The organism is Klebsiella sp. GN_Kp190, assembly GCF_040061795.1.
GTDB lineage: Bacteria > Pseudomonadota > Gammaproteobacteria > Enterobacterales > Enterobacteriaceae > Klebsiella > Klebsiella michiganensis.
Map to the genome: position 1 here is coordinate 52,025 of NZ_JBEAFN010000002.1, position 20,846 is coordinate 72,870.

The following is a 20,846-nucleotide window of genomic DNA, read 5'->3' on the forward strand; positions in this document are numbered from 1 at the left end:
GTATCATACCCGGTCGCGCAGAGAATTATTCTTGCGGTTCCGGCGAGGAAAGGAGATCCGGATTCAGGCAGCTTTCGTAGTATTTCTGAATCTCTTCCTGACGCTGGCGATGGCGCTGATAGCGACGAAAAGCCTGGAGGCCGTGATACGCCGTGCAGCCCAGCATGGTCAGCAGCAGCAGAGTGGTGCCGAGATAGCGCCACAGACCGGTGCGATCGGGAATACGATGCAGGTTGATGTGCTGCGTCCCGTTGGCATCGGTATAAAGATTGGTGACGATGCCTTCTGCCTGGAACGGCGTGTGCATTAACATGCCCGCCAGGCGCTGCAGTTCGCTCCACTGCTGGTGTGCAGGGAAGTCGTATAACCCGGTGCCTGGCCATGGCTGATTCACCAGGTCGCTGCCTTCATCGCTGGCAATCAGGAAACCGCCGGGCGCCGGGCTATTCAGCGCCTGCGCCGCGCGCGAGGTTTCACGGCTGATGAACGGGGCGGTGGAGGTGGTGACCAGATTCTCCAGCGACTCCGCGCTTACCGGGCGTAACAGGACGTTGACGCCATCCAGCTTACCCGCGTTTGCGCGTTTGGTCAGGGTTTCCCAGTTGCGGGTATTACCGAGGTTAACCAGCGCATTCTTCAAACGAACGCAATCGTCTTTCGCAGAGCACAGGTCGTTAGTTTTGGTGACGATATCGCCAAAGTCATCCAGCAGCACCATGCCTGACTTCTGAATGGCGGAACGCAGCGCCGGGCTGACGCGCGAATCGTCATCGGATTCGGGATGGAGCTGGCGCTGAACTGTCTGCATCAGGGCGGTGGCTTTACTGACGATATCTGACTCCGGCAGCGGCAGGGGAGGGGCATCATTCCAGACGATTTGTGAACAATCGAACGGCATAAACGGCGAGTTCTCTTTTGCCGTCCAGGCGCCCGGCGAGTGGATGTTGCACATTCCAGTGCCTTTCAGGCGCAGCGTGTCGCCGATGCGAATCTTTGACTTCTCCAGCTGGGCAACCGTCGTGGCTTCGATAGTTTGTGCGCCCTTGAGCCATGAAAGGGTGAATTTAAAGGGCATATTCAGCGGTACGCTGGCCCACAGCATCACGACGACCAGCAGCGCGCCCAGGGCGATAATCGCGCTGCGGAGCCAGTACTGAAGCGGGAAGTTTTTAACCTCATCATGTAGCGACAGGAAGCGCCCCTGGCGGACAACGTGGCGGCTAAGATAGATGTCGATATCCGTTTGTTGGCCGAGGTCCTGCGCGATCCACGGCTGCCAGTGGCGCGGGTAGATAAGATCGATAATACCGAGGGAAATATTATTGATATGTTCCTGGTCGTTTTCACCAAACAGCCCCCAGCGTTTAGGCATGCCGCGCAGGCAGTGAATTTCCCGCAGCGATGTTTTACGTGGGGGGGCGTAAATACCCCATATGCCCGCAAGCAGGAGAAGCAACCCGCCGCCCAGTAGCCAGGGGGAAAAAACGTTGGGAGTCATCAGGCTGCAATAAAACAGCAGGAAAGCGGTGACCACCAGGATGGCTTCGCGCAGACCGTCAGGGCGGCTGAGCGCGTACTCTTCAGGGGTTTCCGGGCGGATGTTCAGCAGCTCAATTTGTTCGCTCTCTTCTCCGCGGATGGAAGCCTGAGGCACGGAGGATTTTTCAAGCGCCAACCCTCGGGACTCGTGCGGGTAGTCGCTGAGAGTTTGCCCGTTGAGAGCAATCACCAGCGGCAGGCTATCGGTGGAGATTAATTCGACGCTGTTTTCATCATTGATGTGTTGTTCCCAGAAGGGGGGAAGATGAATTTCAACGGAATCAAGGAAGTAGCGCCATTTGTTGAGGTCGTCGGTGGTGATGCCGTAGCGAGTGATGGCTCGGGTGACGCTATAAACGGTGCCACTCTGTTCGTTCAGGGTCAGGTTTACCGGCGCGCTGCTGGCGCCTGATGCCGGCAGCTGCTGGTTGCGGCTGAGACGGTCGAGGTATTTTTCTACGGCGCTGCGCTCTTCATCGGAAAGCTTGCGCGTCGCGGCATCGCTAAAGGCCTGCAGCAGCGGCAGGCGACGACGTCTTGCATGCGTGCGATACCACCACCCGATAATCAATGCGCAGATTAGCAGAGCTATCAAAAATATCAGAAAGGTGCCCATGCCCATCCCATCATAGTTATTCTTTTCTTACTGGTATCGTCGGTTGCCATTCATCAATGGAGGTAAAACAGCCGTCGCAATCGGCACTCTGTTAAAGCGGGAACATCTCTTATGCAAAGCAGCAGCATACAACCTTATCAAAAACGTTAAAATCCAGGAATCAGTATATTCTCAAATACTATTCAACCTATTGACTTTTTAGTCATTGTGATAATCGGGCTCGGGACGGGAAAGTTGCAACTATGTAAATTAGTAGCGATTAGGATTGCCGAAACCGTGCTGCGTATCGCACAATGGCCGCTGTAATCACAGCATAGACCGATGACAATGAGCAAATCATTACAAAAACCCACTATTCTCAACGTTGAAACAGTCGCGCGCTCGCGCCTTTTTAATGTTGAAAGCGTGGACCTCGAGTTCAGCAACGGCGTGCGCCGAGTGTATGAACGGATGCGGCCTTCTACCCGTGAAGCCGTGATGATTGTGCCGATTGTCGATGACCATATAATCTTGATTCGCGAATACGCTGTCGGTACGGAATCCTATGAACTGGGCTTCTCAAAAGGCCTGATCGATCCGGGTGAAAGCGTACTGGAGGCCGCCAACCGCGAGCTAAAAGAAGAGGTCGGCTTTGGCGCGCAAAAACTGACGTTTTTGAAAAAGCTGAGCATGGCCCCCTCCTACTTCTCCAGCAAGATGAACATTCTGGTGGCGGAAGATCTTTATCCGGAATCGCTGCCCGGCGACGAGCCCGAGCCGCTGCCCCAGGTTCGCTGGCCGCTGTCGCAGCTGATGACGCTGCTTGATGAAGAAGACTTTAACGAAGCGCGTAACGTTAGCGCGCTGTTCCTGCTGCGCGAATGGCTGCAGGCTCAGGGGCGGCTGTAACGTCACTCCCGGATAACGAAAAATGCCCCACGGCGGGCCCCACGGAGCCGTTGCGGTAGGTCGTGGTAAAGGCGCCAGCCGTGGCACGATATCTACAACCGGTTTTCCGTCAGCCAAAAAAAAGCGCCCGCAGGCGCTTTTTTTGTCAGAACAGTTCGTGGGTTTCCCCCCCGCCATCGGTAATGGTGGTGCCGACTTCATGAACCGCCTGCTGGGTAGGCTGAGTGCCCTCAATAAAGTACTCAGCGCGGCTGTTACCGCCGCTGGCCAACTGACCGGTACTGCGGTCAATGTTGACCGTAATAATACCCGGCGGCGGCGTAAGCGGTTCTTCCGGTACGCCTTGCAGCACGTTTTTCATAAAGTCATCCCAGGCCGGCTGAGCGCTTTTGGCGCCGCCTTCATAGCCCGATATCTGATCTTTGATTGCCCCGGAGGCGGTGGTGCGGCCAAGGTCGCGACGGTGGTCATCGAAGCCAATCCATACCGACGTCACCACGCCAGGGCCGTAGCCCGAGAACCACGCATCTTTTGAACTGTTGGTGGTCCCGGTTTTGCCGCCGATATCGTGACGCTGCAGATCGCGTCCCGCTCGCCAGCCGGTGCCCATCCAGCCCGGTTCGCCGAAGATATTAGTGTTCAGGGCGCTTTTAATCAGGAACGCCAGCGGGGTGTTGATCACGTGCGGCGCATACTCCGGTGCGCCACTTTGCGCCACCAGCGACTGGTTCGCCTGCGCCAGCTGCGGCTGCGGAGGAACGCCGGGGTTTTGCGGGTCCTGAGAGGTCGCTACGTCCTCAACGTCTTTGTTCTCGAGCACATCGGACTTCGGCGTATCGCCATAAATCACCGGAATATTGCACTGCGGGCAGGCAATTTTTGGCCGCTCTTCAAAAATGACGCCGCCCTGATCGTTCTCGATTTTGCTGATGAAATAAGGGCTGACCAGGAAACCGCCGTTAGCCATCACCGAATAGCCGCGAGCAACCTGAAGCGGGGTGAAAGACGCGGAGCCCAGCGCCAGCGATTCTGTCCGCACGATGTTCTGCGCCGGGAAGCCGAAGCGCTGGAGATACTCAGCCGCGTAGTCCACGCCCATGGCGCGCATCGCGCGAACCATGACAACGTTCTTTGATTGACCCAGCCCCTGACGCAGGCGGATAGGGCCCGCATACTGCGGCGGGGAGTTTTTTGGCCGCCAGTCGGAGCCGGAGCCGGCATCCCAGCGGGAAATCGGCACATCGTTGAGCATGCTCGCCAGCGTTAAGCCTTTATCCATTGCCGCTGTGTAGAGGAACGGCTTAATGTTAGAACCGACCTGGCGCAGCGCCTGAGTCGCGCGGTTGAACTTGCTCTGGTTGAAATCGAAGCCGCCGACCAGCGCAATGATCGCCCCGTTTTGCGGGTTGATCGATACCAGCGCCGAGTTGACATCAGGCACCTGCGATAGCCACCAGCTGCTACCCACCTGGCGAACCCACACCTGCTGCCCGGCCTGTACCACATCGTTCACTTTACGCGGCGTGGCGCCCTGTTGGGTATCAGAGATAAACCGACGCGCCCAGCGGACGCCTTCCATATTCAGCGACACCGAGGTGCCGTTGCTCATGAGTGCGACGGCTTCCTGCGGGCTTGCCGAAGTGACTACCGCCGGAGAGAGCGGTCCGGTACTCGGGGTTTTTTTCAGGGTATCGAGGATTTTCTGGTTATCCCACGGCGTTTCGCCCACCTTCCACAGCACCTTTTCCGGGCCGCGATAGCCGTGGCGCATATCGTAATCCAGCACGTTATTCCGCACCGCCTGCTGGGCTGCCTGCTGATTTTTACGGGTAATGGTGGTGTAGACGCGATAACCGTCTTCATAAGCCTGCTCGCCGTAGCGGCTGACCATTTCCTGACGCACCATTTCGCTAAGATACGGGGAGGAGAAGGCGATTTCCGGCGTATGGTAGCTGGCGTCAATCGTCTGGCTACGCGCCTGATCGTACTGCGACTGCGTGATGTAGCCTTCGCTCAGCATCCGTGAGAGAACAACGTTGCGGCGGGCGGTTGCGCGATCCATGGAGTAGAGCGGGTTAAACGTCGACGGCGCTTTAGGCAGGCCCGCAATGACCGCCATTTCGCTCAGCGTAAGCTGATCGACGGATTTCCCAAAATAGACCTGCGCGGCCGCGCCGACGCCGTAGGCGCGGTAGCCAAGATAGATTTTGTTCAGGTACAGCTCAAGGATTTCATCTTTATTGAGCAACTGCTCGATGCGGATCGCGAGGAAGGCTTCTTTCACCTTACGCATCAGCGTCTTCTCAGGGCTCAGGAAGAAGTTGCGCGCCAGCTGCTGAGTAATCGTACTGGCGCCCTGCGAGGCGTGGCCGGAGAACATCGCGACGCTGGCCGCGCGGAAAATTCCGACCGGGTCAACGCCATGATGCTCATAAAAACGGCTATCTTCGGTGGCGATAAACGCTTTTATCAGCTCAGGCGGCATTTGCTGCAGCGTGACGGGAATACGGCGTTTTTCGCCATATTGCGCAATCAGCTCGCCATCCGCGCTATAGACCTGCATCGGGATCTGCAGGCGCACATCCTTCAGGGTTGCGACGTCGGGGAGCTGCGGCTCTATATATTTATAGAGACCAAAAATCGAGCCTGCTCCCAGCAGTACGCAACAGACTGCAAGGATAAAAAGATACTTTACGAACTTCACCGGAGATTTCTCATTTAGTTTTCATTGGGCAGTTTATAAACAAACGCGCAGTAGTATAAAGGCAAGCCTGGAGCATTGATATAGCGAAGCATATCGGCGGATAAGGAGATCGTAGGCATGGCTTTTAGAAACTGGCGCATAGGAATGCATATTCAGCAGGACCATATTGCTATCGTCGCGTTATTACTCGAGCGTTCACGCTGGGCGCTACGTCGCTGGTGGAGTATCCCGCTGATGCCCGGCACCGTGCGGCAGGGCATCGTGGTGGACGTTGAGTCGCTGGCCCGCCAGCTGCAGCCCTGGCGGCGGGAGCTGCCTTTGCAGCATCAGGCGTGTATTGCCTTCCCGGCGGCGCGAACGCTGCAAAAGCAGCTTCCGCGCCCGCAGATTTCATTACGAGAAAGCGAGCAGGCGACCTGGATCGCCAGCGCGATGGCGCAGCAGCTGGAAATGCCCGCGTCATCGCTCTGCGTCGATTATGTGGACGCCAGAGCGGCCGATGGCTGGCGGGTCACCGCCGCGCAGCGCCTGGATATTAACGTCCTCGGCCAGCTGGCGAGCCGCCTGAAGCTGAAGGTGGTCGGAATTGTTCCGGACGCCAGCGCGCTTGGCGCCTTTTTCCCCTGGCTGCCCGTCGAGGTTCAGGGGCTGGCGTGGCGTGACGAAACGAGCTGGCTTTGGGCGACCGCCGATAGCTGGGGATGCTGTCCATGCAGCGACGTACCCTCTTTTCCCGGCCTGGTTTCCCGGGTGAACGCCGGAGAGTTTCGCCTTTGCACCTCTGCCTCGCTCGACGGGCAGAATTTTGACGCATGGAGCGCCATTCATCGCCTGCAGCCCCCGCTCCCGGCCCGTGGCGATAGCTTTACCGTTGCCCTCGGCCTGGCGCTGGGAGCGGGTCAGTCATGAGCCACATCGTTAACTTCCTTCCCTGGCGCGAAACGCGTCGACTGCAACGTCTGCGGATGGCAGGACTGCTGATTGTGGGTTTGCTGCTTATTCTGCTTGCGGCGATCCTCGCCTCACGGCTCAACAAACGGGCCAGCCACTCGCTTGAAACGGCGAGGATAAGCGCTGACGACCTGCTTTATAGCGCATTACAGCAGCGTGAACGCGCCATGCGCCAGCGCCTGCAGCAGCAGGAACAACGGCGCCTGCGCTATCTGCGGCGCGAGAGAACCGCCGCCTGGCAGCCAACGTTACAGGCGATAGCGTCGCGTATGCCGGAGCACGCCTGGTTAACGCTGCTGGAATACCGACAGAATACCCTGGTACTGAGCGGACTCACGTTGCATCTAAAGGGGCTGGCTGAGCTTGAAAAGGCGCTGGGGAGCGTTGCCGGCTTGCGTCCGCCAAAGGCGGGAGAAACGCACCGCGACAGCGAAGGGCGCTGGTTATTTCACTTTTCCATGGCCGAAGAGGACGACAATGCAGTGGGACGTTGAACGTTGGCTGACGGGGCGCAAATATCTGTTCATGATATCCGTCGCTCTGGTCCTCATCGCCGTAATCGGGTTCTGGCTACTGCTGCCTCTCCAGGCAGAAACGTCGGCGGGGCGCTCGCCGCAGGTACAGGCGCAGTGGCGAAAACTGCTGCCGCTGCGTAGCGCTTTACAGACCGCCGGCATGGAGGAAGACGCGACCCAGGTTTTTACGCCTATTGATCTTCCGATTGCCGGGGCGACGCTTATCGCCTGGCGGCCAGGGGGCTCCGCAGGCGAGATGCAGCTGGCTGTTGACTGGCAAGCGGTGCCCGCGCTCTTTTCCTGGCTGGCTCGCTGCGGGATGCGCGCTACGGCTTTCTCCCTGCAGCCGGAAAAGCAGGCGTTACGGTTGACCCTGCATCTGGAGGCGGAAGATGCGCCTTAAATGGTGGTGTTGGCTGCTGTTCCCGCTCCCGCTGCTGGCTGAAGAGCGCGATCCGTTTCAGCCCCCGGTGGACCGCTGCCGGACGGCGCAGCTTAGCCAGTGGCGCTACGGCGGTGCTATCGGCGATTCGCTGGCGCTTATGGGTATCGTGCAGGATAGCGCCGGGAAATGGCGTCGCGTGAGGGCGGAGGCGATTTTGCCCACGGGCTGGCGGGTGACGCGCCTGACGCCAGAGAAAATGACAATATCAACCGGTCCTGGGTGTGAACCCGCACAGTGGGTCTGGCTGCGAAAGGGAATAAAGAATAATGCGATGGACAAGCCTGCTGTTTCTGCTCCTGCCGCTGATGGTCGTCGCGGCCAAAAAGGATCTTCCCGTGTCGCTGGTCGTCGATGATGCGCCGGTGTCTCAGGTACTGCAAACGCTGGCGGAGCTGAAGCAAAAAAATCTCGTGGTGGCTCCTGACGTCAGCGGTACGGTATCTCTTCATCTGAAGGAGGTGCCCTGGTTACAGGCGCTGCGCTCGGTTATCGACAGCGCCGGTCTGGCCCTGACTCAGCAAGGTTCGGTCCTGTACGTGCACACTCAGGCGTGGCAAAAGGCGCAGCAACTGCAGCTGGAAGCGGAAAAAGCAAAGCGTCTGCAGAATCTTCCTTTGCAGGGGCATAGCGTGACCTTGCATTATGCGGATGCAGAAGATTTGGCGAAGGCGGGTGAAAAACTGCTCAGCGCTCGCGGGCATATGATGGTCGATAAGCGAACCAACCGCCTGTTGATTCGTGATGATGCCCGGCACCTCCCGGCGTTAAAAGCGTGGGCACGGGAAATGGATGTGCCCGTCGGCCAGGTTGAGCTGGCGGCGCACATCGTCTCAATGAGCGAAACCAGCCTGCGCGAACTAGGCGTTAAGTGGAGCCTGGCCGACGCCAGCAGCCCGCCGGGCTCCGGTAAATTAACCACCTTGAGCAGCAACCTGGCGGTAGGGGATGCCAGCACGAGGGCCGGGTTTAACATCGGCCGCATCAGCGGGCGGCTTCTGGAGCTGGAACTTTCCGCGCTTGAGCAGAAGCAGCAGGTGGACATTATCGCCAGCCCTCGGCTGTTGGCTTCCCATATGCAGCCCGCCAGCATTAAGCAGGGCAGCGAGATACCTTATCAGGTCTCCAGCGGCGAAAGCGGGGCGACCTCCGTTGAGTTTAAAGAGGCGGTGCTGGGGATGGAGGTGACGCCGACGGTGCTGCATCACGATCGCGTGCGTTTAAAACTCAGGATTAGCGAAAATACGCCGGGCCAGGTGCTCAAACAGGAAAATGGTGAAGCGCTGGCTATCGATAAACAAGAAATAGAAACGCAGGTTGAAATGAAAAGCGGCGAGACCCTGGCGTTAGGCGGGATCTTTGCGCAGAAAAATAAAACGTCTCGCGATGGTATTCCTCTCCTTAGCGACATCCCCTGGCTTGGTCAGTTATTTCGCCGTGACGGTAAGGATAACGAACGACGTGAACTGGTTGTCTTCATCACTCCACGTATTCTGGCAGTGCATTAAGCGGGTTTTTCATGCTAAACACGTTTCAGGTGTTTGACGTGAGGACGGATTTAGCATACAAGGGGTACCGATTTGAGAGTCGGGTACGACATCAATCCTCCCTTTCTTGTCCGGTGATTTATTCTGTTGCCAAACCAGCCGGAGTATTGAGATAATTTTTAGTCTGACTCTCGCTCTAATTGCATATGAGGTTTCAGTTCATGTCCTGCTGCGCTGGGTGTCTGCGAAGCGGGTTTACCATTAACGAATAGTCTTAGTAGTACCGAAAAAATGGCAGAGAAACGCAATATCTTTCTGGTTGGGCCTATGGGTGCCGGCAAAAGCACTATTGGGCGCCAGTTAGCCCAACAGCTCAACATGGAATTTTACGATTCCGATCAAGAAATTGAGAAACGCACTGGCGCAGATGTGGGTTGGGTCTTTGATGTAGAAGGCGAAGACGGCTTCCGCGACCGTGAAGAAAAAATCATCAATGAGTTGACGGAAAAACAGGGAATCGTGCTGGCAACCGGCGGTGGCTCTGTAAAATCCCGTGAAACGCGTAACCGTCTCTCCGCCCGCGGCGTGGTGGTCTACCTGGAAACAACTATCGAAAAGCAGCTTGCCCGTACGCAGCGCGATAAAAAGCGTCCTTTGCTGCAGGTTGATGCTCCGCCTCGCGAAGTACTGGAAGCGCTGGCGGATGAACGCAATCCGCTGTACGAAGAGATTGCAGATGTCACTATCCGCACTGACGATCAAAGCGCGAAAGTGGTAGCAAACCAGATTATTCATATGCTGGAAAGCAACTGATTCTGGCTTAATAAAGTGCGTCAGAGTAAAAGCAACTGAGGTGGACGTCGCGTTATGGAGAGGCTTACTGTAACCCTCGGGGAACGTAGTTACCCGATTACCATCGCGGCTGGTTTGTTTAACGATCCAGCTTCCTTCCTGCCACTGAAATCAGGCGACCAGGTCATGCTGGTCACCAATGAAACGCTGGCGCCGCTTTATCTGGATACCGTACGCTCCGTACTTGAGCAAGCGGGCGTAAAAGTCGATAGCGTGATTCTTCCCGACGGCGAGCAGTTTAAAAGCCTGGCGGTGATGGATACCGTTTTTACCGCGCTATTGCAAAAACCACACGGCCGCGACACGACGTTAGTGGCGCTCGGCGGTGGGGTGATTGGTGATTTAACGGGATTTGCAGCGGCCAGCTACCAGCGTGGCGTGCGCTTTATTCAGGTTCCTACCACTCTGCTGTCGCAGGTGGATTCTTCGGTCGGCGGCAAAACGGCCGTCAACCATCCTCTCGGCAAAAACATGATTGGCGCCTTCTGGCAGCCGGTTTCTGTTGTTGTCGATCTTAACTGTCTCAAAACGCTGCCGAAGCGTGAGCTCTCTTCCGGCCTGGCTGAAGTGATCAAGTACGGCGTTATTCTTGACGGCGAATTTTTCGACTGGCTGGAAAATAATATTGATGCATTGCTGGCGCTGGATGAAAAAGCGATGGCGTACTGTATCCGTCGCTGCTGTGAGCTGAAAGCTGAAGTTGTCGCCGCCGACGAGCGCGAAACCGGGTTACGTGCTTTACTCAATCTTGGCCATACTTTTGGTCATGCTATCGAAGCTGAGATGGGCTACGGTAACTGGTTACATGGTGAAGCGGTCGCTGCCGGTATGGTGATGGCGGCGCGTGCATCCGAACGTCTGGGGCGGTTTAATCCGCAGGATACGCAGCGCATTATTCATCTGCTGCGGCGTGCTGGCTTGCCGGTAAGTGGCCCGCAGGAGATGGCAGCAGAGGCGTATTTGCCCCATATGATGCGTGATAAAAAGGTGCTGGCGGGCGAGATGCGGCTGGTGCTACCCCTCGCGATAGGGAAGAGCGAGATACGCGGCGGAGTCCCGCATGATGTTGTTCTTGGCGCGATTGCTGATACTCAGCAGGCGCAACAATAAGAAGGTCTGGCCGCGTTCGCGCGGCGTTATCATTTCGGGTGACGTGCAATAGTCGTGAGCATAAGCCTTTTAGTGGGGTGTTAAATGGATGAATTAAAACCAGAAGACGATATGAAAGCCGATCGCAGCGATCGTCGTACTGGTCGTTCTCGTCAGTCTTCAGAGCGTGATGCCGATCCGCAAATCAATTTTGATGATGTCGAACTTGATGATGCTGACGATGGTCGCCCGACGCGCGGCAGCAAAGCACGCCGTGAGCGCGATGAAGAACAGTATGAAGAATACGAAGAAGAAGTAGAGTCTGACGAAGACGATGACGAAGAGCGTCAGGTTGAGCGTCGTCCTCGTAAGCGTAAGAAGGCGCCTGCGAAACCGGCTTCCCGTCAGTACATCATGATGGGCGTGGGGATCCTCGTTCTGCTGCTGCTGATCGTTGGCGTGGGTTCCGCGCTGAAATCACCATCCTCATCCAGCGAGCAAACGGCTTCCGGCGAGAAGAGCATCAACCTGTCCGGCGAGCAGGACAATAATAATACCCAGCCTGCTGCTCAGGATTCATCAGCGGCAAACAACGCGCAGCCGCAGGATGTTTCTCTGCCGCCTATCGCGTCTAACCCGACTCAAGGTCAGGCGACGGCTGAACCCCAAGGCCAGCAGCGCGTTGAGGTTCAGGGCGATCTGAACAATGCGCTGACCCAGCAGCAGGGTCAGATTGATAGCGCGGTCGCGAATTCTACTCTGCCAACTGAACCAGCCACCGTTGCGCCAGTGCGCAATGGCACCGCGGCCCCGCGCCAGGCGACGACAGAGCGTCAGACGGCGGCGACACCGCGCCCGGCGGAGCGTAAGCATACGGTTATCGAACCGAAACCGCAGGCCACGGCGAAAGCGCCGACCCAGCCGAAGCCGGCAGCGGTCCAGCCTAAGCGTGTCGAAAACGTCGCGACCACGGCGCCGGCAGCCGCGCAGCCGACTAAGCCTGCCGCAACTGCCCAGGCCAAACCAGCCGCGACTACCGCGCCTGCTGCGACCGCGACCACCGCGCCAGCAGCAACTGCCGCTGCCGCTCCGGCTGCTACGGCCGCTGCGGGTAAAAGTGCGGGTGACGTCAGTTCGATGAAATCTGCGCCGTCCGGTCACTACACGCTGCAGCTCAGCAGCTCTTCTAACTACAACAACCTCAACAGTTGGGCGAAGAAAGAGAAGCTGGAAAAATATGTTGTCTATGAGACTACGCGTAACGGTCAGCCCTGGTATGTCCTGGTGAGCGGCATCTACGCTTCGAAAGATGAAGCGAAACGTGCTGTTGCTACGCTGCCAGCAGATGTACAGGCAAAAAATCCGTGGGCAAAACCGCTGCATCAGGTTCAGTCTGACCTGAAATAATGCCGCAGTGTAGTCTGAAGCGCAGGATGCTGTCGGAGCTTTCTCCACAGCCGGAGAATGTGTAATTAGTTAGGCAGCATGAAAAAGAATCGCGCTTTTCTGAAATGGGCAGGGGGTAAATACCCCCTGCTTGACGATATTAAGAAGCATTTGCCGCAGGGCGACTGCTTGATTGAGCCTTTTGTGGGCGCCGGGTCGGTATTTCTGAATACCGACTTTTCTCGTTATATCCTCGCTGATATCAATAGTGATTTGATTAGTCTGTATAACATCGTCAAGCTGCGTACCGATGACTATGTTACGGCGGCGCGTGAGATGTTTACGCCAGAGAACAACGTCACAGAGCAGTATTATCGGTTCCGTGATGAGTTCAACCAGAGTCAGGAGCCGCTGCGTCGCGCGGTGCTGTTCCTGTATCTGAATCGTCATGGCTACAATGGCCTGTGTCGCTACAATCTGCGCGGTGAGTTTAACGTGCCGTTTGGTCGCTATAAGAAGCCCTATTTTCCCGAAGCTGAGCTGTATCATTTCGCGGAGAAGGCGCAGCATGCAGAGTTTCATTGTGAATCTTATGAAGAGTGCATGAAGCGGGCAGATAACCGCTCCGTTGTTTACTGCGATCCGCCCTATGCGCCGCTGTCATCAACGGCGAATTTTACGGCTTATCATACGAATAGCTTTAGCCAGGAGCAGCAGGAGCTGCTGGCTAAAAAGGCGGAATCGCTGATGAAAAAGCGCATTCCAGTGCTGATTTCAAACCATCGCACGCCGCTCACTGAGGAGTGGTACAAAAACGCCGCTGAGACGCATATTGTGAAGGTTCGACGCAGCATCAGCAGCAACGGTGGTACACGTAAGAAGGTGGACGAGCTTCTGGCTCTGTACCGTCCGCCCAAGACCAAATAAATTTCAAGGAGATGCGGATGAAGCAGTATTTGATTGCCCCTTCGATTCTGTCGGCTGATTTTGCCCGTCTGGGCGAGGATACCGCCAATGCGTTGGCTGCGGGTGCGGATGTTGTGCACTTTGACGTGATGGACAACCACTACGTGCCGAATCTGACCATTGGTCCGATGGTGCTTAAATCACTGCGAAATTACGGTATCACCGCGCCGATTGATGTGCATTTGATGGTCAAGCCCGTTGACCGCATCGTTCCTGATTTTGCCGCCGCGGGCGCCAGCATCATTACTTTCCATCCGGAAGCTTCTGAACACGTTGACCGCACGCTGCAGCTTATCAAAGAGCACGGCTGTAAAGCCGGTCTGGTGTTTAACCCGGCCACTTCCCTGAGCTACCTCGACTACGTGATGGATAAGCTGGATGTCATCCTGCTGATGTCCGTCAACCCAGGCTTTGGCGGTCAGTCTTTTATTCCGCACACCCTGGAAAAACTGCGTGAAGTTCGTCGTCGCATTGATGAATCCGGCTACGACATCCGTCTGGAAGTCGACGGCGGCGTAAAAGTCAGCAATATCGCTGAGATTGCCGCAGCCGGTGCGGATATGTTTGTTGCCGGATCGGCCATTTTCGATCAGCCTGACTACAAAAAAGTGGTCGATCAAATGCGTAGCGAATTAGCAAAGGTTAGCCATGGATAAGTTACAAAATATTCGCGGCGTAGCGTTCGATCTCGACGGGACGCTGGTAGACAGCGCGCCGGGATTGACCGCTGCCGTTGATAACGCCCTGTATGCGCTGGAACTGCCGATGGCGGGCGAAGAGCGCGTCGTGACCTGGATTGGCAACGGCGCTGACGTTCTGATCCAGCGGGCTCTGACCTGGGCCCGTCAGGAGCGCGCGGCGCTGAGAGCGGCGCAGGGTAAACCTTCCGTCGATCATGACGATATCCCGCAGGCTGAACAGCAGGCCATTTTGCGCAAGCTGTTCGATCGCTACTATGGCGAAGTGGCGGAAGAGGGGAGCTTTTTGTTTCCCGCCGTTGCCGATACGCTGGGCGCGCTGCACGCAAAGGGCCTGCCGCTGGCGCTGGTAACCAATAAACCGACGCCGTTTGTCGCGCCGATTCTGGCGTCGCTGGATATCGCGAAATATTTTACCGTTGTTATCGGCGGCGATGATGTAAAAAACAAAAAACCGCACCCGGAACCGCTGCTTCTGGTCGCGGAGAAACTGGGGCTGGCACCCGCGGATCTGCTGTTCGTTGGCGACTCGCGCAACGATATTCAGGCCGCGAAGGCCGCGGGCTGCAGCTCGATCGGCCTGACCTACGGCTACAACTACGGCGAGCCGATTTCGCTGAGCGAGCCGGATTATATCTTTGACCAATTTAATGAACTCTTGCCCGCTTTCGGGCTACCGTACAGTGAAACTCAGGAATAAAAAATGACTAAGCCCATCGTTTTTAGTGGCGCACAGCCCTCCGGTGAATTGACCATTGGCAACTATATGGGTGCGCTGCGTCAGTGGGTAAACATGCAGGACGATTACCACTGCATTTACTGCATCGTTGACCAGCACGCGATTACCGTTCGTCAGGACCCGCAGCAGCTGCGTAAGGCCACGCTGGACACCCTGGCGCTGTATCTGGCGTGCGGTATCGACCCGCAAAAAAGCACCATCTTCGTTCAGTCCCACGTGCCGGAGCACGCGCAGCTCGGCTGGGCGCTGAACTGCTACACCTATTTCGGCGAACTGAGCCGTATGACCCAGTTTAAAGACAAGTCATCGCGCTATGCGGAAAACATTAACGCTGGTCTGTTTGACTATCCGGTACTGATGGCTGCCGACATTCTGCTGTATCAGACTAACCAGGTCCCAGTTGGCGAAGACCAGAAACAGCACCTGGAGCTGAGCCGCGATGTCGCCCAGCGTTTCAACGCTATCTACGGCGACGTGTTTAAAGTGCCGGAACCGTTTATTCCAAAATCCGGCGCGCGCGTGATGTCGCTGCTGGAGCCGACCAAAAAGATGTCCAAGTCAGATGATAACCGCAACAACGTTATCGGCCTGCTGGAAGACCCGAAATCGGTGGTGAAGAAGATCAAACGCGCGGTCACCGACTCCGACGAGCCGCCGGTTGTTCGCTACGACATCCAGAACAAAGCGGGCGTCTCGAACCTGCTGGACATCCTCTCTGCCGTTACCGGACAGAGCATTCCAGAGCTGGAGCAGCATTTTGAAGGCAAAATGTACGGTCACCTGAAGGGCGAAGTGGCTGAAGCCGTTTCCGGCATGCTGACTGAACTGCAGGAGCGCTATCACCGATTCCGCGGTGATGAAGCATTCCTCAATCAGGTCATGAAAGAGGGTGCAGAGAAAGCCAGCGCTCGCGCTTCCATTACCCTGAAAGCGGTTTACGAAGCGATTGGTTTCGTCGCTAAGCCCTGAGCAATTTGCTGGTCTCAGCGCAATAAAAAGCCGGGTGCAATGCATCCGGCTTTTTAATTTGTGAGCGGTTTTGAGCTACATCAGCGTCATTAATGGTTGGAGAACCAGTTTAGCTTATCGCGCAGGCCGACCACGCGGCCGACAATAATCAGCGCCGGGCTGGCCATTTGCTGGGCCAGAATATCCAATTGCTCTAACGTGCCGGTGACAACCTTCTGCGTTATCGCCGTTCCGTTTTCAACGATGGCTGCGGGCATATCCGCCGCCATGCCGTGGGCAATCAGTTTTTCCCGGATCGCCGGGGCCTGGTTCAGGCCCATATAAAACACCAGGGTTTGCTTTTCAACCGCCAGGTTTTCCCAGTCCAGCTCGCCGCCGGTCTTAAGGTGACCGGTGACCAGGCGCACGCCCTGGGCAAAATCACGGTGGGTCAGGGGAATGCCCGAGTAGGCGGAACAGCCTGAGGCCGCGGTAATGCCCGGTACAACGGAGAACGGAATACCGGCATGGCACAAGGTTTCCAGCTCTTCGCCGCCGCGGCCAAAGATAAACGGATCGCCGCCTTTCAGTCGTACAACGCGTTTCCCCCCCTGGGCTTCGCGCAGCAGAATCTGGTTAATCTCTTCCTGCGGTACGCAGTGGTAGCCCGAGCGTTTACCCACGAAGACCCGGTCGGCATCGCGGCGCACCAGATTCATGATATCGTCGGAGACCAGGCGGTCATAAACCACGACATCGGCCTGCTGTATTTGCTGCAGGCCTTTGAGGGTCAGCAGTCCGGCGTCGCCGGGGCCGGCGCCCACCAGTACCACTTCACCGCGATGATCCAGCGGCTCGGTCAGCAGCTGCTCCGTGGCGTCAGCGACGGCCTGGCGGTCCTCGTTGGCCAGCGACTGCGCCAGCCTGTCGTTAACAAACAGTTTCTCCCAAAAGCGTCGGCGCTCGCCGACGGTGGCAAACTGTTTCTTTACTCTTGAGCGCAGCTGACCTGCGTAGTGGGCCAGCTGGCCTAAATGCAGCGGTAAAACTGATTCCAGCTTTTCGCGTAGCAGGCGCGCCAGAACCGGCGAGGTGCCGCCGGATGAGACGGCCACCATCAGCGGCGAGCGGTCGATAATCGACGGCATAATAAAGCTGGCCTGCTGAGGGGCGTCGACCACGTTACAGAATATTCGTCTTTCTTCCGCTGACGCGCTGACTCGTTGATTAACCACTTCGTTGTCGGTTGCGGCAATGGCCAGCCAGCAGTTATCCAGCAGAGCAGGATTAAACTCGCCCTGAACCAGGGTCAGCATGTTTGCATCGGCCCATACCTGGAATTGCGGCACAAAATCCAGGGCATTGACCGTTAATCTGGCGCCAGCGTCCAGTAACAGACGAGCTTTACGTTCAGCCACATCGCCGCCGCCGACTAACAGGCAGTCGCGATCGCGTAATTGGCAAAATATAGGCAAATGGTCCACGACATTCCCTCTTAATTATTGGCAGCAGCCTTAGAATCTGGCTATCAGGCTATCTTATTTATCAGGTTGAACCTGGGCAATGTTCAACCTGCCTGCACCGATTACGTCTACTGAGCCAGACTCTTAGTCTCGTTAGTTTTTTCCGGGGCGGGGCGCTCCGATTGCGGCGTAGCATACCAATAACCCAATCCCATAAATACGACACCGGACAAAGTATTGCCGAGTGTTACCCATAACAGATTGTGACCGATTCCCGCAAGCGTGTAGGCATCGCTATGATGGCCAAACCAGGAGAGGGCAAACAGCGTCATGTTGGCGACGGAGTGCTCATAGCCGGACGCGATTAACGCCAGCAGACACCACCAGATAGCAATAAATGATGATTGGCCGAGAGGCGCGCAATGCGCCCGGCGTTGGCCGCGCACTTGTTTATTGTGTCCGTAAACATAGGAGTTCCTTTAGCACCTCATCCCTTGCGCTGGCTCTTGGTTAGCTGCCTTCGCGATGCAGTAGAAATGACGTTGTGCCATCAATTGAAGAAAAAAATGCAAAAAAAAGGGAGGCGTTGCGCCTCCCGTAAAGTGATTAACCGCGTAGCTGCACGACGCCGTCTTTCACTCGGGCTTCATAGTGCGCCACCGAATGGCTTTCATCTTCCATACACAGGCCGTCGCGCAGGCGGAAGCGCTGCTTTTTCAGCGGACTGGCCACCCACAGTTCGCCCTGATGTTCGGCGATCAGGCCGCGAGACAGGACGCTGGATTCAAAGAACGGGTCGATATTGCTAATCGCAAACACCTGGTCTCCGTGATAGGGGCGGAAAATCGCCACCTGTTTGTCGCCTAACAGCGCGCAGACGCCGGTTTCCGGCAGGATGTCATCGAGTTTGCAGATGTTTTTCCACTGGCTCATGCGTTTTCCTCCACCAGAGTTACCGGGATACGTTCGTACGGCGTGGCCGGGCGATGCTGTTCACGCTCAGGGACCACCTGGACGTTCGGATCGCGCTTATCGCTGTTGATGAAGTGTTTAAAGCGCACCTGGGCCGCTGGGGTGTTAACGGTTTCCGTCCACTCGCAGACTACCGCTGCACGCAGGCGGGACATCTCTTCTTCCAGATGTTCGTTCAGGCCCAGCTTGTCGTCGATGATGACCGACTTCAGATAATCGATGCCGCCTTCCAGGTTATCCAGCCACGGTGCGGTACGGGTCAGTTTGTCGGCGGTACGGATGTAGAACATCATGAAGCGGTCGAGGTATTTCATCAGCGTTTCGCGGTCAAGATCCGCTGCCAGCAGATCCGCGTGGCGCGGCTTCATGCCGCCGTTGCCGCAGACGTAAAGGTTCCAGCCTTTCTCAGTGGCGATGATGCCGACGTCTTTACCCTGGGCTTCCGCACATTCGCGGGTACAGCCGGAGACGCCAAACTTCATTTTATGCGGCGTACGAATGCCTTTGTAGCGGTTTTCCAGCTCGACGCCGAAACCCACGCTGTCGCCTACGCCGTAGCGGCACCAGGTGCTGCCTACGCAGGTTTTCGCCATCCGCAGCGCCTTGGCATACGCGTGACCGGTTTCGAAGCCCGCGTCGATCAGCTGACGCCAGATTTCCGGCAGATCGTCTTTTTGCGCGCCGAACAGGCCGATACGCTGAGAGCCGGTGATCTTGGTGTACAGATTAAATTCGCGGGCGATACGGCCGACGGCCACCAGGCCTTCCGGCGTGATTTCGCCGCCCGCAGAGCGCGGGATAACGGAGTAGGTGCCGTCTTTCTGGATGTTGGCCAGGAAGTTGTCGTTGGTATCCTGCAGCGGGGTATGCTGCGGCTTGAGGATATATTCGTTCCAGCAGGAAGCCAGCAGCGAGCCCACGGTCGGTTTACAAACCTCACAGCCGTAGCCTTTACCGTGTTTCGCCAGCAGCTCTTCAAAGGTTTTGATGCCTTCCACCCGGATGAGGTGGAACAGTTCCTGACGGGAGTATGCAAAGTGCTCGCACAGGTTATTGTTAACTTCGATGCCCTGTTTCGCCAGTTCGGCGTTGAGCACCTGAGTCACCAGCGGGATACAGCCGCCGCAGCCGGTACCGGCTTTGGTTTCCGCCTTCAGCGCCGCCACCGTGTGGCAGCCTTTATTAATGGCGGCAATCAATGCGCCCTTGGTGACATCGAAGCAGGAGCAAATTTGCGCGCTGTCCGGCAGTTTATCGACGCCGATGGACGGCTTACCGCTGCCCGCGTGCGCTGGGAGGATCAGCGAGTCGGGGTTTTCCGGCAGTTCTATGGCGTTCAGCACCAGCTGCAGCAGGTTGCCGTAATCGCTGGTATCGCCCACCAGCACCGCGCCGAGCAGGGTCTTGTTGTCAGGGCTGACGATAAGGCGTTTGTAGACCTCTTTGCTTTCGTCGAGGTAAACGTAGCTGCGCGCGCCCGGCGTACGACCGTGAGCGTCGCCAATGCCGCCGACGTCAACGCCCAGCAGCTTCAGCTTGGCGCTGAGATCCGCGCCTTCAAAGGCGTTTTCGGTCTGGAGGATATGGTCAACGGTAACCTGAGCCATTTTGTAGCCCGGGGCGACCAGGCCGTAAACGCGGTTGTTCCAGCTGGCGCATTCACCGATGGCGTAGATATCCGGGTCAGAGGTCTGGCAGGCGTCGTTAATCACGATGCCGCCGCGCGGAGCGACTTCCAGACCGCACTGGGTGGCCAGCTTATCGCGCGGGCGGATACCGGTAGAGAAGACGATAAAGTCGACTTCCAGCTCGCTGCCGTCGGCAAAACGCATGGTTTTACGCGCTTCGGTACCTTCCTGAACGATCTCTTTGGTGTTTTTACTGGTGTGCACGCGCACGCCCATGCTTTCAATCTTGCGACGTAGCTGTTCGCCACCCATCTGATCCAGTTGTTCCGCCATCAGCATGGGTGCGAATTCAATCACGTGGGTCTCAACGCCGAGATTTTTCAGCGCGCCCGCGGCTTCGAGGCCTAACAAACCGCCGCCGACGACGGCGCCGCGCTTGCTGCGACGGGCGCAGGCTTCAATCGCGTTCAGGTCTTCAATGGTGCGATAAACAAAGCAGTCCTGAGTTTCAGAACCTTTTATCGGCGGGATCCACGGATAGGAGCCGGTTGCCATAATCAGCTTGTCATAGAAAACGGTACGGCCCGCGCTGGAGTGAATAACCTTCTCCTGGCGGTTGATGGTGATGGCGCGTTCGCCGACCAGCACCTTAACGCCGTGCTTCTCGTAGAAACCTTCCCGTACCAAAGAGAGTTCTTCGGCGGTATGGTGAGAGAAGTAGGAGGAGAGGTGCACGCGGTCGTAGGCGATACGGGGTTCTTCACAGAAGACGGTAATATCGAACAGGCTGGCGTCGGATTTATCAAGAAGGTCCTCAATAAAGCGGTGGCCGACCATACCATTACCAATGATAGCGAGTCTGACTTTGCTCATTTTTGCCTCGATTTCTTTTATATTACCGCCTACCTTAACGATTCAGCCGCGACACTTATTGATGCAAATCAATTACACCTTTACCTACTA

The 20,846-nt window shown here is 56.7% G+C and carries 18 protein-coding genes and 1 pseudogene; 13 read left to right on the forward strand and 6 right to left on the reverse strand.

Features of this window, described 5'->3' with window-relative positions; genetic code table 11:
• Nucleotides 1-25: 25 nt before the first annotated feature.
• Nucleotides 26-2,155: an intracellular growth attenuator family protein gene (locus tag ABLU67_RS00675; RefSeq protein ID WP_316540754.1), complete on the reverse strand. Its 2,130-nt coding sequence runs from the start codon at nucleotides 2,153-2,155 to the stop codon at nucleotides 26-28.
• A gap of 327 nt (nucleotides 2,156-2,482) precedes the next feature.
• On the opposite strand from ABLU67_RS00675, the gene nudE reads away from it, so the two are divergent.
• Entirely contained in the window at nucleotides 2,483-3,043 is a 561-nt protein-coding gene (gene nudE, locus ABLU67_RS00680) for an ADP compounds hydrolase NudE (protein ID WP_004854946.1), read from the forward strand.
• 145 nt (nucleotides 3,044-3,188) lie between these two features.
• Here the strand turns inward: nudE and mrcA are convergent, their stop codons facing one another.
• The gene (gene mrcA, locus ABLU67_RS00685; RefSeq protein WP_009654857.1) at nucleotides 3,189-5,747 is read right to left on the reverse strand and encodes a peptidoglycan glycosyltransferase/peptidoglycan DD-transpeptidase MrcA; all 2,559 of its coding nucleotides are present in this window, start codon (nucleotides 5,745-5,747) and stop codon (nucleotides 3,189-3,191) included.
• A gap of 117 nt (nucleotides 5,748-5,864) precedes the next feature.
• On the opposite strand from mrcA, the gene ABLU67_RS00690 reads away from it, so the two are divergent.
• From ABLU67_RS00690 to trpS, 12 genes are all read left to right on the forward strand, one after another.
• On the forward strand, nucleotides 5,865-6,656 hold the full coding sequence (locus ABLU67_RS00690) for a pilus assembly protein (protein ID WP_109241033.1): 792 nt from the start codon (nucleotides 5,865-5,867) through the stop codon (nucleotides 6,654-6,656).
• Nucleotides 6,653-7,192 carry a pilus assembly protein PilN gene (locus ABLU67_RS00695; RefSeq protein ID WP_224384538.1) on the forward strand — a complete coding sequence of 180 codons (540 nt, stop codon included), beginning with the start codon at nucleotides 6,653-6,655 and terminating at the stop codon, nucleotides 7,190-7,192. The genes ABLU67_RS00690 and ABLU67_RS00695 overlap by 4 nt, the downstream gene beginning before the upstream one ends.
• The gene (locus ABLU67_RS00700; protein ID WP_025107843.1) at nucleotides 7,176-7,616 is read left to right on the forward strand and encodes a hypothetical protein; all 441 of its coding nucleotides are present in this window, start codon (nucleotides 7,176-7,178) and stop codon (nucleotides 7,614-7,616) included. The genes ABLU67_RS00695 and ABLU67_RS00700 overlap by 17 nt, the downstream gene beginning before the upstream one ends.
• The gene (locus ABLU67_RS00705; protein WP_014839685.1) at nucleotides 7,606-8,013 is read left to right on the forward strand and encodes a HofP DNA utilization family protein; all 408 of its coding nucleotides are present in this window, start codon (nucleotides 7,606-7,608) and stop codon (nucleotides 8,011-8,013) included. Before ABLU67_RS00700 ends, ABLU67_RS00705 begins: the two co-directional genes overlap by 11 nt.
• A complete protein-coding gene (gene hofQ, locus ABLU67_RS00710) occupies nucleotides 7,922-9,163 on the forward strand; it encodes a DNA uptake porin HofQ (RefSeq protein WP_032719989.1) in 1,242 nt (413 codons plus the stop codon). Before ABLU67_RS00705 ends, hofQ begins: the two co-directional genes overlap by 92 nt.
• Before the next feature lie 270 nt (nucleotides 9,164-9,433).
• The gene (gene aroK, locus ABLU67_RS00715) at nucleotides 9,434-9,955 is read left to right on the forward strand and encodes a shikimate kinase AroK (protein WP_004106441.1); all 522 of its coding nucleotides are present in this window, start codon (nucleotides 9,434-9,436) and stop codon (nucleotides 9,953-9,955) included.
• Nucleotides 9,956-10,009: 54 nt separating this feature from the next.
• Nucleotides 10,010-11,104, forward strand: a complete 1,095-nt coding sequence (gene aroB / locus ABLU67_RS00720; RefSeq protein WP_048263507.1) for a 3-dehydroquinate synthase — start codon at nucleotides 10,010-10,012, stop codon at nucleotides 11,102-11,104.
• Nucleotides 11,105-11,188: 84 nt separating this feature from the next.
• Nucleotides 11,189-12,490 (forward strand): cell division protein DamX, encoded by a 1,302-nt coding sequence (gene damX, locus ABLU67_RS00725; protein WP_049070367.1) that lies wholly within the window; start codon nucleotides 11,189-11,191, stop codon nucleotides 12,488-12,490.
• A gap of 78 nt (nucleotides 12,491-12,568) precedes the next feature.
• Nucleotides 12,569-13,396 (forward strand): adenine-specific DNA-methyltransferase, encoded by an 828-nt coding sequence (gene dam / locus ABLU67_RS00730; protein ID WP_014227055.1) that lies wholly within the window; start codon nucleotides 12,569-12,571, stop codon nucleotides 13,394-13,396.
• A 17-nt stretch (nucleotides 13,397-13,413) separates the two neighbouring features.
• Nucleotides 13,414-14,091 (forward strand): ribulose-phosphate 3-epimerase, encoded by a 678-nt coding sequence (gene rpe / locus ABLU67_RS00735; protein ID WP_004126039.1) that lies wholly within the window; start codon nucleotides 13,414-13,416, stop codon nucleotides 14,089-14,091.
• Nucleotides 14,084-14,833 carry a phosphoglycolate phosphatase gene (gene gph, locus ABLU67_RS00740; RefSeq protein ID WP_025107839.1) on the forward strand — a complete coding sequence of 250 codons (750 nt, stop codon included), beginning with the start codon at nucleotides 14,084-14,086 and terminating at the stop codon, nucleotides 14,831-14,833. The genes rpe and gph overlap by 8 nt, the downstream gene beginning before the upstream one ends.
• A 3-nt stretch (nucleotides 14,834-14,836) precedes the next feature.
• On the forward strand, nucleotides 14,837-15,841 hold the full coding sequence (trpS, locus tag ABLU67_RS00745) for a tryptophan--tRNA ligase (protein WP_064374808.1): 1,005 nt from the start codon (nucleotides 14,837-14,839) through the stop codon (nucleotides 15,839-15,841).
• A gap of 89 nt (nucleotides 15,842-15,930) precedes the next feature.
• On the opposite strand, the gene cysG is transcribed toward trpS, so the two are convergent.
• The 4 genes and pseudogenes from cysG to nirB form a co-directional block, all read right to left on the reverse strand.
• The gene (cysG, locus tag ABLU67_RS00750) at nucleotides 15,931-17,304 is read right to left on the reverse strand and encodes a siroheme synthase CysG (RefSeq protein ID WP_048263504.1); all 1,374 of its coding nucleotides are present in this window, start codon (nucleotides 17,302-17,304) and stop codon (nucleotides 15,931-15,933) included.
• 107 nt (nucleotides 17,305-17,411) lie between these two features.
• Nucleotides 17,412-17,681: pseudogene (locus ABLU67_RS00755) on the reverse strand (formate/nitrite transporter family protein); the annotation flags it as partial.
• Nucleotides 17,682-17,889: 208 nt separating this feature from the next.
• Nucleotides 17,890-18,216, reverse strand: a complete 327-nt coding sequence (gene nirD, locus ABLU67_RS00760; RefSeq protein ID WP_004854898.1) for a nitrite reductase small subunit NirD — start codon at nucleotides 18,214-18,216, stop codon at nucleotides 17,890-17,892.
• Nucleotides 18,213-20,756, reverse strand: a complete 2,544-nt coding sequence (nirB, locus tag ABLU67_RS00765) for an NADPH-nitrite reductase large subunit (RefSeq protein ID WP_348852106.1) — start codon at nucleotides 20,754-20,756, stop codon at nucleotides 18,213-18,215. The genes nirD and nirB overlap by 4 nt, the downstream gene beginning before the upstream one ends.
• Nucleotides 20,757-20,846: the final 90 nt, after the last annotated feature.

What these genes read in the sequence shown, in the direction of transcription:
- dam (WP_014227055.1), top strand. Translation starts at nt 12,569, where the DNA reads ATGAAAAAGAATCGCGCTTTTCTGAAATGGGCAGGGGGTAAATACCCC.
- damX (WP_049070367.1), top strand. Translation starts at nt 11,189, where the DNA reads ATGGATGAATTAAAACCAGAAGACGATATGAAAGCCGATCGCAGCGAT.
- ABLU67_RS00700 (WP_025107843.1), top strand. Translation starts at nt 7,176, where the DNA reads ATGCAGTGGGACGTTGAACGTTGGCTGACGGGGCGCAAATATCTGTTC.
- trpS (WP_064374808.1), top strand. Translation starts at nt 14,837, where the DNA reads ATGACTAAGCCCATCGTTTTTAGTGGCGCACAGCCCTCCGGTGAATTG.
- gph (WP_025107839.1), top strand. Translation starts at nt 14,084, where the DNA reads ATGGATAAGTTACAAAATATTCGCGGCGTAGCGTTCGATCTCGACGGG.
- rpe (WP_004126039.1), top strand. Translation starts at nt 13,414, where the DNA reads ATGAAGCAGTATTTGATTGCCCCTTCGATTCTGTCGGCTGATTTTGCC.
- nudE (WP_004854946.1), top strand. Translation starts at nt 2,483, where the DNA reads ATGAGCAAATCATTACAAAAACCCACTATTCTCAACGTTGAAACAGTC.
- aroK (WP_004106441.1), top strand. Translation starts at nt 9,434, where the DNA reads ATGGCAGAGAAACGCAATATCTTTCTGGTTGGGCCTATGGGTGCCGGC.
- nirD (WP_004854898.1), bottom strand. Translation starts at nt 18,216, where the DNA reads ATGAGCCAGTGGAAAAACATCTGCAAACTCGATGACATCCTGCCGGAA.
- nirB (WP_348852106.1), bottom strand. Translation starts at nt 20,756, where the DNA reads ATGAGCAAAGTCAGACTCGCTATCATTGGTAATGGTATGGTCGGCCAC.
- ABLU67_RS00675 (WP_316540754.1), bottom strand. Translation starts at nt 2,155, where the DNA reads ATGGGCACCTTTCTGATATTTTTGATAGCTCTGCTAATCTGCGCATTG.
- ABLU67_RS00705 (WP_014839685.1), top strand. Translation starts at nt 7,606, where the DNA reads ATGCGCCTTAAATGGTGGTGTTGGCTGCTGTTCCCGCTCCCGCTGCTG.
- aroB (WP_048263507.1), top strand. Translation starts at nt 10,010, where the DNA reads ATGGAGAGGCTTACTGTAACCCTCGGGGAACGTAGTTACCCGATTACC.
- ABLU67_RS00695 (WP_224384538.1), top strand. Translation starts at nt 6,653, where the DNA reads ATGAGCCACATCGTTAACTTCCTTCCCTGGCGCGAAACGCGTCGACTG.
- ABLU67_RS00690 (WP_109241033.1), top strand. Translation starts at nt 5,865, where the DNA reads ATGGCTTTTAGAAACTGGCGCATAGGAATGCATATTCAGCAGGACCAT.